10 protein-coding genes are annotated in these 10,326 nt (G+C 70.4%); 3 read left to right on the top strand and 7 right to left on the bottom strand.

Annotated elements, in window-relative coordinates:
* Positions 1–145: 145 nt before the first annotated feature.
* The 7 genes from AC07FN_RS44920 to AC07FN_RS44890 all read right to left on the bottom strand — a co-directional run bounded on the left by AC07FN_RS44920 (position 146) and on the right by AC07FN_RS44890 (position 7,478).
* The gene (locus tag AC07FN_RS44920) at positions 146–1,120 is read right to left on the bottom strand and encodes an NADPH:quinone oxidoreductase family protein (protein WP_478401210.1); all 975 of its coding nucleotides are present in this window, start codon (positions 1,118–1,120) and stop codon (positions 146–148) included.
* A gap of 73 nt (positions 1,121–1,193) precedes the next feature.
* Positions 1,194–2,102, bottom strand: coding sequence for a LysR family transcriptional regulator (locus AC07FN_RS44915; RefSeq protein WP_478401209.1), 909 nt, complete (start codon positions 2,100–2,102; stop codon positions 1,194–1,196).
* A 92-nt stretch (positions 2,103–2,194) separates the two neighbouring features.
* A complete protein-coding gene (locus AC07FN_RS44910) occupies positions 2,195–3,007 on the bottom strand; it encodes an SDR family NAD(P)-dependent oxidoreductase (protein WP_478401208.1) in 813 nt (270 codons plus the stop codon).
* Between the two features lie 4 nt (positions 3,008–3,011).
* Positions 3,012–3,839 carry an alpha/beta fold hydrolase gene (locus tag AC07FN_RS44905; RefSeq protein WP_478401207.1) on the bottom strand — a complete coding sequence of 276 codons (828 nt, stop codon included), beginning with the start codon at positions 3,837–3,839 and terminating at the stop codon, positions 3,012–3,014.
* A gap of 30 nt (positions 3,840–3,869) precedes the next feature.
* Positions 3,870–5,768 carry a flavin-containing monooxygenase gene (locus tag AC07FN_RS44900; RefSeq protein ID WP_478401206.1) on the bottom strand — a complete coding sequence of 633 codons (1,899 nt, stop codon included), beginning with the start codon at positions 5,766–5,768 and terminating at the stop codon, positions 3,870–3,872.
* The gene (locus AC07FN_RS44895; protein WP_478401205.1) at positions 5,761–6,591 is read right to left on the bottom strand and encodes an alpha/beta fold hydrolase; all 831 of its coding nucleotides are present in this window, start codon (positions 6,589–6,591) and stop codon (positions 5,761–5,763) included. The genes AC07FN_RS44900 and AC07FN_RS44895 overlap by 8 nt, the downstream gene beginning before the upstream one ends.
* Positions 6,588–7,478, bottom strand: a complete 891-nt coding sequence (locus AC07FN_RS44890) for an ABC transporter ATP-binding protein (protein ID WP_478401204.1) — start codon at positions 7,476–7,478, stop codon at positions 6,588–6,590. The genes AC07FN_RS44895 and AC07FN_RS44890 overlap by 4 nt, the downstream gene beginning before the upstream one ends.
* 282 nt (positions 7,479–7,760) lie before the next feature.
* Between AC07FN_RS44890 and AC07FN_RS44885 the strand changes: the two genes are divergently transcribed.
* The 3 genes from AC07FN_RS44885 to AC07FN_RS44875 are packed head-to-tail and all read left to right on the top strand — an operon-like array spanning position 7,761 to position 10,196.
* The gene (locus AC07FN_RS44885; protein WP_478401203.1) at positions 7,761–8,594 is read left to right on the top strand and encodes an SDR family NAD(P)-dependent oxidoreductase; all 834 of its coding nucleotides are present in this window, start codon (positions 7,761–7,763) and stop codon (positions 8,592–8,594) included.
* A gap of 37 nt (positions 8,595–8,631) precedes the next feature.
* Positions 8,632–9,507, top strand: coding sequence for an ABC transporter permease (locus tag AC07FN_RS44880; protein ID WP_478401202.1), 876 nt, complete (start codon positions 8,632–8,634; stop codon positions 9,505–9,507).
* On the top strand, positions 9,504–10,196 hold the full coding sequence (locus AC07FN_RS44875) for an SDR family NAD(P)-dependent oxidoreductase (RefSeq protein WP_478401201.1): 693 nt from the start codon (positions 9,504–9,506) through the stop codon (positions 10,194–10,196). Before AC07FN_RS44880 ends, AC07FN_RS44875 begins: the two co-directional genes overlap by 4 nt.
* Positions 10,197–10,326 lie beyond the last annotated feature (130 nt).

Genomic DNA, 10,326 nt, shown 5'->3' with positions numbered 1-10,326 from the left:
AGTCTCCGGCGTGTCGTGGGTCCGACACACCGGAGGATGTGGACAACTTCTTCGATTTCAATGGAAATTGCGGACCCTCGGAGCGAGGTTTCAATTGAAACTGTGCGACGACGCAGGCCCAGCACAGGCAGAACAGGCGGAGCGGCTACCCGCGCAGGCGGAGGACCAGTTTGCCCAGTGCCCGTCGGCTCTCGATGGCCTCCAGGGCGTCCCGGACGTCGCCGACCGCGTAGCTGCCGCCGATCGGGGGCGCGAGGGCGCCGGATTCGAGCTTCGGCAGGATCTCGGTCCACTGGCCGCGCAGGTAGCCGGGGCGCGTCTTGGCGTAGGCGCCCCAGCCGACGCCGATGACGTCCAGGTTGTTCAGCAGCAGGCGGTTGACCTTCACCTCCGGGATCGATCCGGCCGTGAACCCGATCACCAGCATCCGGCCGTCGGCGGCGAGGCAGCGCAACGAGTCGGTGAAGCGGTCACCGCCGACGGTGTCCGCGACCAGGTCGACGCCGCGCCCGCCGGTCGCTTCCCGCACCGCGTCCTTGAAACCGTCGGCCAGCACGTACTGGTCCGCCCCGGCCGCGAGCGCGACCTTCCCCTTCTCCGGCGTCGACACCACGCCGATCACCGAGCCCGCCCCGAAGGCCTTCGCGACCTGGATCACCGCGCTGCCGACGCCTCCGGCGGCCCCGTGCACCAGCACCGTCTCCCCGGCCGACATGCGGCCGCGCCGGCACAGCGCGAAGTGCGCCGTCAGGTAGTTGAACGGGATCGCCGCAGCCTGTTCGAAACCCAACGCGTCCGGGATGGGGAACGTCGCGTCCACGGGGCAGGCGACCTGCTCGGCGAAGGCGCCCAGGAACGGCAGGGCGGCGACCCGGTCACCGGCCCGCACCGGCGCTCCCGCGGGGGCGTCCACGACCACGCCGGCCACCTCGGCGCCCGGGATGAACGGAAGCTCCGGTTTGACCTGGTACAACCCCCGCGTCTGGAGCACCTCGGGGAAGGACACCCCCGCCGCGTGAACGTCGATGAGCACCTCGTCATCCTTGCGCGAAGGCGGGTCGACGTCGACGACGGCGACGGCAGACGGGCCGTCGAGATCCTTGATGTGCACGGCTTTCATGCCCTCGGACTCTAGGGAACGGGCCGCCGCGGCAGAAGAAGCCGGCGGCTATCACCGCAGCAGCCTGTCCGCGCTACACCTGTCCGACCGAGCTCTTGGACGACCGGATCTGGCGCAGCAAGGTCTCGACGATCCGTCCGCGCACCTCCCCCAGCCGCACGATCGCGGACAGCGTCGTCTGGGCCCACGGCTTGTTGATCGGGATCAGCGTCACGCCGTTGCCGCTGGCCGTCGACGGCGCGAGCGTGTTCGCGATCGAGATCCCCACCCCGGCCCGGACCATCCGCTGCGCGGTCTCCGCGCCGTCGGTGGTGTACACGATGCGCGCGTCGATGCCGGTGACGAGTTCTTCGAACGCCTTCCGCAGGATGCTGCCCTCCCGGAAGAAGATCAGCGGTTCGCTGGCCAGGTCGTCGATGTCGAAGGTCTCGGCGCGCGCCAGCGGGTGCGAGTCGGGCACGCACAGGACCAGCCGCCCGGTCATCAGGTCGATGTGGTGCAGTCGTTCGTCGTCCGGCGGCTCGCCGGGCAGCGGGATCCGGGTGATCAGGCCGATGTCGAACTTCCCGTCCAGGACTCCGTTGCGCACGATGTAGGTGCCGCCTTCGGTGACCTCGAACCGGATGTTCGGGTGCCCTTCGTGCAGCTCGCGGACCAGGTGCGGCAGCACCCGCATGCTCCCGATCGCCACCGTGCCGAGGCTCACCTTGCCGATCTTCAGGCCGTCGATCGCGCTGGCTTCCTGGCGGAGCAGGTCCTCGGCCCGGATCGCCGACTTCACGTGCGGCAGGATCCGCTCGGCGGCATCCGTCGGGCGCACGCCGTGCGCCCCGCGCATGACCAGGACGACGCCGAGGTCTTCTTCGAGCCGCTGCACCTGGTTGGTGATGGTCGGCTGGGAGACGCCGAGCTCGTGGGCCGCTTGGCGGAAGGAGCCGGTGCGAAGTGCTGCTTCGAGGTAGCGCAACTGCTCGAATCTCACGCTCGGCCCCTACTCCCGCCGGGTCGTCGGCGCCGCTGCCGCCGACCGTCCGGTCATCGTATGCCGACGATCCCGGCGGATCCGCCCTTGTCTCAGCGGGTGAGCAGGTCGAGGCCGGTCGCGTCGACCGCGCGCGCCCCGCCGTCGATCGGGATCGTGGCGCCGGTGATGTAGCCCGCGGCCGGGGTGAGCAGGAACGCGATGGTCGCGGCGACCTCGTACGGCTGGCCCAGCCGGCGGAGCATCGCCTTGCCGCTGAACTGCTCGATCATCGTGCGGGCGTGCGCTCCGGCGAGGAAGCGGGGCGACAGGAACAGCCCGGGTGCGACGGCGTTGACCCGGATCCCCTCCGGCCCGTACTCGTCGGCCAGCTGACGCACCCATCCCTCAAGCGCCGCCTTCGCCGGGCCGTACCCGGCGGCGTAGCTGCCCGCGCGCGTTCCGTTGATGCTCGAGACGTAGACGATCGACGAGTCGGGTCGCGCCAGCATCGGCGCCAGGTGCTGGGCGGCGAGGAAGGCGTGCGTCAGGTTGACCCGGAAGTCCTTCTCCCACTCGGCGAGCGTGAAGGCCGGCAGCGCTTTGCGCTGCATCTGGCCGATGACGTCGACGTATCCGTGCAGCGGCGCACCGGCGGCGTGCTCGGCCAGGGACCGCGCACCGTCCTCGGACGAGACGTCGGCGACGAACCGGTCGGCGTCGAGTTCATCGGCGAGGCGGCCCAGCGCGTCCTCGTCGACGTCGACGAGCAGCAGCCGCGCGCCGCGGGAAGCGAGCGTGCGCGCGACGTGCTCGCCGATGCCGGCCGCACCGCCCAGGACGGCGTACCGCTTGCCGTCGAGCCGGAACAGCCGGTCGTGGGGGACGTCCGCGGCGGCGACGGCGTCGTGGGGATCGTCGAACACGGTCTCACGCTCCGTTCACGAAGTCGGCGATGAGGCGCCAGGTCTGCTCGGGATGGCTGATGTTCGGCGCGTGCTTGTAGGGCACGGGCGCGACGGTCACCGCCGGGCACCGGTCGGCCAGGTGCTTCACCCAGCCGCGTTCTACCAGCGGATCACCCGCGCAGTCGAAGAGCAGGACCGGGGTCGTGACGTCCGCGAACGGCGCCGGGTACGGATCGGCCGGACGCGCGGTCCGCAGTGGCTCGGGCGGTGTCGCGTGCGGCGCCAGCATCCCGGCGTAGTGGCCCGGCATGGCGGCCCACCGCATCCGCGCGTCGACCTGGTCCTCGATGCCCGGGTAGTCGTCGCACAGCAGCCGGACGATCCGGGCCATGTCCTCGCGGGTGCCGTCGTAGCCGGCCAGTTCGGCGCTCGTCGCGCTGCGCCAGGGGCCGCCGGTGCCGCTGATCGACGTGACCGAGGCGAGGCGCCCGCTCAACCGGTCGTCCAGCAGCGCGCGGAGCGCGATCGAGCCGCCGAAAGAGTTCCCGACCAGGTGGACCGGGCCGTCCACGTCGAGCTGGTCGAGCAGCGCGTACACGTGGCGCAAGCGGAAGCCGAACGGTGACTGGTCCAGCCGCACCGCCTTGGCCGAACCGCCGAAGCCCAGCAGGTCCGGCGCGATGACGCGGTGCGTCTGCGCCGCGAGCGGCAACAGCGTCCCCCAGGTGACGTCCGAGGACGCTCCCCACGCGCCGTCGTGGAGGAAGACGACGGTGCTGCCCCGGTCCTCGCCTCCGATGAGGTATCGGGTCTCGAGGTCGTTGACGACGGTGTTCTTCTCGGTGATCACGGCGAGCGAGGTCTCCTTAGGACGGTGCGGTCAGCGGAATTCGTACTGCTCTGGATCGACGGCCTGGGTGCTGCTGATGTACCGGTGCGCCGACAGCGGCCACATGATGGTGGAGCGGCCCTCCGCGTTCTGGTACCAGCTGTGCGTTTTGGACCATCCCCACACGCGCAGCGCGCTCGCCTCGGCCACTTCGTCCTTGTACTTCTCGAAGACGTCGCGGCGCAGCGACAAGGAGGACTTGCCCGACTCCAGCAACCACTCGATCGCGCTGAGGATGTACACCGACTGGCATTCGATGAACAGCACGAGGTTTCCGTGCAGCAGGAGGTTCGTGTTGGGGCCGTACATGCAGAACAGGTTCGGGAAGCCCGGAACGGTCAGGCCGAGGTAGGCGCACGCGTCGACGCCCCACGACTCGTGCAGGTCCGCCCCGCCCTCCCCGGTGACCTGCATCGGCATCAGGAAGTCCGAGGCGTTGAAGCCGGTTCCGAAGACGATGACGTCCACCGGGACGTAATGACCGTCCGCCGTGTGGATCCCGCTCCCGTCGATGCGGGCGATTCGCTCGGTGACCAGCTCGACGTGGTCCTGCTTGAGCGTGCCGATCCAGGTCCCGTCGTCGCGGACGATCCGCTTGGCGCCGGGCGGGTAGTCCGGGACGATCTTCGCCGCGAGGTCCGGCCGGTCCTCGACCTGGCCGAGCAGGTAGTCCGTCAGCAGTTCGCGCAGCCGCTCGTTGGGTGCCGACACGGCCCGTTCGGTGGGCGGGTACGCCGGGTCGACGGTCGCGGCGGCGAGCCGTCCGATGGCCCTCGGCAGAAATATCGAGAAGCGGTAGTACGCGCGGTACAGCGGAATCTCGCGCAGGAGTGCGCGCTCGTCGTCGGGGATCTCCTGGCGGAGCTCGGGTGTCGGCTGCAGGTACGGCGCGCTGCGCTGGAAGATCGTCAGCGACGCCGCGGACCGCGCGATCGCCGGCGCCGCCTGGACTCCGGTCGCGCCGGTGCCGATGATCGCCACCCGCTTGCCGGTGAGGTCGACGCCGTGGTCCCACTGCGCGGTGTGGAACACGGGACCGTCGAAGGTGTCCAGTCCGTCGATGCGCGGGATCATCGGGCGGTTCAGCTGTCCGACCGCGGACACGACGATGGTGAATTCTTCGGTCCGGGAGCGGTCGTCCGGCCCGGTGGTGGCGACCGACCACAGGTGCCGCGAATCGTCCCAGGTCGCCGAGACGACCTCGGTGTCGAACCGGATGTGGTCGAGCAGCCCGTTCTGCTCGGCGAACGCCCGCAGGTAGTCGAAGATCACGTTCTGCCGGCAGAAGTACGACGGCCAGTCGTGCGGGAAGGAGGAGTAGGTGTAGATGTGGCTGTGCACGTCGATCCGGCAGTCGGGATAGCTGTTCTCGTACCACGTCCCGCCGACGTCGCCGTTCTTCTCGATGATCGTGAAGTCCACGCCGGCCTGCTTCATCCGCAACCCGGCCATCAGCCCGGACAGGCCCGCCCCGACGATGGCCACCCGCATCGGCCGATCCGGGGCGAGCTGGTCCTTCGTCCACTTCGGAGCGCGGGGATCGGTGCCAGGTGGGACGAAGGCGACGCGCAGCAGCGCGGCGTCATCGCCGGCGGAGCGGTCGAGCGCCCACTCCGCGATCGCTTCGAGGACTGCCGCGGACGGCTCGACCGGCCACGCATCGATGTCCTGCAGGTACGGCTCTAGCGTCGCCAGGCAGAACGCCCGGGCCTCCGCGTCCGTCTCGGCGTCGAGACCGGTCGCGGGTAGCAGGTCCGGGTTCGGGCGCCATCGCGGGCGGAGCACGGACGGGTCGTCGGTCAGGTGCGCGACGAGCATCAGCAGCGCGGGCGTTTGCGCCGCCCGCAGGTGATCGAGCAACTCCTCCGGGGACTGGGCGGAATCAGACAATGCGGGCATCCTTCGAGGTGTCGTTGTGCGGCGAAGACGGTTCGGGGAAATCGAGGAACCCCCGGAGCAACGCCGCTACGGGCGCGGGATGGGTGAACGCGGCGAGGTGACCGCCGGGCGCGAATCGCAGCCGCGAGTGCGGGATGCGCGCGTGCAGGTTCTCGATGACCGTGCGCGGGGTGCTCACGTCGTCGGTGCCACCGATCACCAGCGTCGGCACCGACGGCGGCACGTCGAAGTCGCCGACTGCGGTCATCGCCTCGAGGAACGCGGCGTGGATGGCGGGATCGCCGGCGAGGAACTGGTCCCGGGCCCGGGCGATCAGCGGATCCGGCCGCTGGGGATCGCCGAACCAGCGGGTCATCGTCATGTCGGCGAGCACGGCCAGCCCGCCTGGTGCCCGGGCCGCGTCCCCGCGCGAGCGAGATCCGGCCCGCGCGTTGTCGTCGTACGCCCCGGCCGTCGCGATGAGGACCCCGGCCTCGACGGTACCGGGGTGGCGATGCGCGAGTGCCTGGGCGACCATCCCCCCGAGCGAGATCCCCACGACCGGGAACCGTGTCAGGCCGAGCTGCTCGGCGATGAGCGCGATGTCGTCGGCGAGCACGTCCAACGAGATCGAATCCGGGGCTCCCCCGCTGGCACCGTGGCCGCGGAGGTCGGGGATGACGCAGCTGAACGTCTCCCCGAGTTCCGCCGCGAGCGGTTCGAACCACGAGCCGTCGAGCGCGAGCGAGTGCACCAGCACCACCGGGCGCGAGCCGCTCCCCACGACCCGGTACGCCAGGCTGGTGCCGTCCGGGGCAACCATGCGCTCGATCATGCGGAGGCATCCTCGTCCGCGCGCCGGCGTTCCTCGGCTGCGGCCACCTCTTCGCGGAGGCGAGCCGAGAGGGTTTCCAGGTATTCGGCGAATTTTGGGGACGAGGTGCGCATCTCCTGCGTGCGCGGCCGTTCCAGGTCGATCCGGATGTCGGCGACGATCCGGCCCGGGCGGGCGGCCATCAGCACGACCCGGTCGCTGAGCAGGATCGCCTCTTCCAGGTCGTGGGTGACGAAGACGACCGTGGGCCGTTCCGCCTCCCAGAGCCTGATGAACTCCTGCTGCTGGTTCGCGCGGGTCTGGGCGTCCAGCGCCGCGAACGGCTCGTCCATCAGCACGACCCGGGGGCTCTGCACGAGCGTGCGCGCGATCGCGACCCGCTGGCGCATGCCTTGCGACAGGTGCAGCACGTCCGAGTCGGCGAACTCCTCCAGCCGCACGCGGCGCAACCACTCGTCGGCGCGCCGTTTGCGTTCCGCCGCCGGGACGTGGCGCACTTCCAGGCCCAGTTCGACGTTCCGGCGGACCCGCCGCCACGTCAAGAGCGCGTCGCGGGCGAACATGAAGGCGACGTCGTCGGAGGTGCCGCTGACCGGTTTGCCGTCCAGCGCAACGGTTCCGGCCCGCGGCCGTTCCAGTCCCCCGGCCATCGAGAGGGCCGTCGTCTTCCCGCATCCCGACGGGCCCACGATGCTGACGAACTCCGACGCGCCGATGTCCAGGTTGAAGTCCTCCAGGACCAGCACCGCGCGACGGCCGTGGATGAAGTTGTGGCTGACGTGGCGGAATTCGATCGGCGCTCCGGCCGGGCGCCTGCTGGGAGGCCGGTGATCCGCCGCCTGGTCCGCGACTTCCGTCCTCGGATTCGCCGTGCTGGTCTGCCTCATTGCAACTCCGCTGGGTCGAGAGGTGGACCGTGGTGCGGCTGGGACGGCGTCTCGTGCCTCTCGGGAACGGGTTCGCCATCGAACAGTCCGCGTACGTCGAATGCGGCTGATCGACCGCCTTCCGACGTGCCACGCCGGTTCGGTGATGCTCCGTGCCCCGACGCGCGGCTGTCAATGCAGAACGGCGCCGCGCGGAACTATCGCGCCGATAGCCCGCGGGCCGTTGCCAGGAGAGCACCCGGTGGCGAGCCTGGTCCGAACCGGACCTTCGGAGGGAAAACGATGACAGCTGCGCAGCAAGCGGTTTCGCCGTTCGGCGGCGTGCGGTTCGACTTTCGCGACCGGGTGGCGATCGTCACCGGCGCGACCGGCGGCATCGGCGGCGCGGTCGTCGACCTGTTCGCCGCGTCCGGGGCCGACCTGGTCGTCCACGGCCGGCGCGCCGACGCGCTGCAGGACGTGGTCTCGCGCGTGCGCGAGCTGGGACGCGACGCGGTGGCGGTCACCGGCAACATCCGCGACCCGCAGACCGCGGCCGACATCGCCGCCGCGGCGGAAGATCGCTTCGGCCGGGTGGACATCCTCGTCAACAACGCCGGCGGCAACTTCGGCGCGCGTCTCGAGGAGTTGTCGGTCAACGCGTGGAACGCCATGATCGAGGCCAATCTCAGCGGCGCGTTCCACCTGGCCACCGCATGCCTGCCGGGGTTCCGGCGCCGAGGCGGCGGCGCGGTGGTCAACATCGGGTCCGCCTCCGCCGGTCACGCGCACCCGCTGCGCGGGGCGTACGCCGCCGCGAAGGCCGGGCTCGCGTCGCTCACCCGGACCATGGCGTGGGAGTGGTCGGACTTGAACGTGCGGGTGAACTGCCTGGAGCCCGGAGCGGTGGTCACCGCGGCGTCCCGGTTCGCGGCCGACGACGTCGAAGCCCGGGTCGCCCGGTTCGTCGCCATGAACCGGCTCGGCCGCCCGGAGGACATCGCGTCCGTGTGCCTGTTCCTGTGTTCGGCCGCGGCGACGTACCTGACCGGGCAGACCGTGATCGTCAACGGCGGGCCGCACACGGCCACCCCCGCCGACATCGACCTGGTGCGCGCTCCGGTGGCGGCGGAGTAGCGATGCTTCTCGTTCTCGCAGGAATCCGGGAGGAACAATGAGCCGATCGATCGTTTCGGACGGAGCCGCCGGCGAGGAGGCGAAGGCCGCCGGGTTGTCCGGTACCGACCTCTCCGCGATGGAACTCGCGGTCTTCGCCGAACGGCGCAAGCGCCGGACCCGGGTCCGGCTGCAGGTGTGGGCGATCCGCTGCGCGGTCGCGATCGCGTTCATCGGCGGCTGGTACTTCGCATCCCGACGAGGGCTCGTCAACCCCTTGTTCGTCTCCTCCCCCGACGCGGTCGCGAAGGGCCTCGTCAGCCAGCTCGGGCAGGCGGAGTTCTGGACCGATGTGACCGCGACGTTCGCCGGCGCGCTCGCCGGCCTCGCGGCCGGCGGCCTCCTGGGCATCGTGACCGGCGTCGTGTTCTCGCGGTCCGAGGTGCTCGAACGCGCCGCAACTCCGTTCCTGACCCTCGCCAACAGCCTGCCCCGGCCCGCGCTGGCGCCGATCTTCATCCTCTGGTTCGGTCTCGGCTTCGCGCCGAAGGCGCTCGTCGCCGGCAGCGTCGTGTACTTCGTCCTGCTGACGTCGACGCTCGCCGCGCTGCGCGGGATCGACCACGACGTCGTGCAGCTGACCAGGTCGCTGTCCATGTCGCCCGTCCAGCGCTTCGTGAAGATCGAGCTTCCGGCTGCGCTGCCGAGCATCGTCGGCGCGCTGCGCCTCGGTGCGGTGTACGCCGTGCTCGGTGCCGTCCTCTCGGAGATGGTCGGCGCGTACTACGGCCTCGGCCAGCGGCTGGTCGTGCTCACCAGCAACTTCAAGGTCGCCGATTCGTTCGCCGTCCTGCTGTTCATGGGCGTCATGTCGATGGTCCTGGACTACGCGATCAAGGGCCTGGAGCAGCTGGTCGCGAGTCGGTCCCGATGAGCGGGCCACTCCTGATCACCGGCGGCGCGTCCGGCATCGGCGCCCGGCTGGTCGAATCGCTCGCGGGCGAACGACCGGTCGTCGTGCTGGACCCGGCTGCGCCCGAAGCTCCGGTGCCGGGCGTGCGGTACGTCGCGGGCGACGTGACCGATCGGGACGGACTGGTGACCGTCGTGGCGGACCTCTGCGCGGATCGTCCCCTGTCCGGTCTGGTCCACTGCGCCGGCATCTGCCGCACCGGGCCGTTCCTGGACATGCCGCGGGACGAGTGGGCCCGGGTGCTCGAGGTCAACCTGCACGGCACCCTCGCCACCGTCCAGGCGTGCGCGGCGGCGATGTCCGACGGCGGGCGGATCGTGCTGTTCTCCTCCGGCACCGCGTTCAAGGGCCCCGGCGGGATAGCCGCGTACGCGGCGTCCAAGGCGGGTGTCATCGGATTCGCCCGTTCGATGGCGGCCGAACTCGGCGACCGCCGGATCACGGTGAACGTCATCGCTCCCGGGCTCGTCGTCACCGGGTTGTCGGCGGACATCGCGCACACCGAGCCGGCCAACATCGCCGGACGGGCGATCAAACGGGCGGCCGCGGTGGACGATTTCATCGCGCCGGTGCGCTTCCTGCTGTCCGAGGGCGCTTCGTTCGTGACCGGCCAGACCATCGTCGTCGACGGCGGCGCGATCAAGCACTAGTAGTACTTCGTTAAGTCTTGATCTTGTTGGTGGGTATGCTTCATGATCTTGGTGTGGATCTTGGTGCGGTGGAACGTCTTCGGGGCGAGTTGAGCGAGTTCGTGGGCGAGGTGTTCGCTTCGGTGTCACG

It is taken from the genome of Saccharopolyspora sp. NPDC045941, from assembly GCF_056431445.1.
The sequence above is the reverse complement of the archived record's forward strand: the minus strand, read 5'-3'. Positions and strand labels throughout refer to the sequence as shown.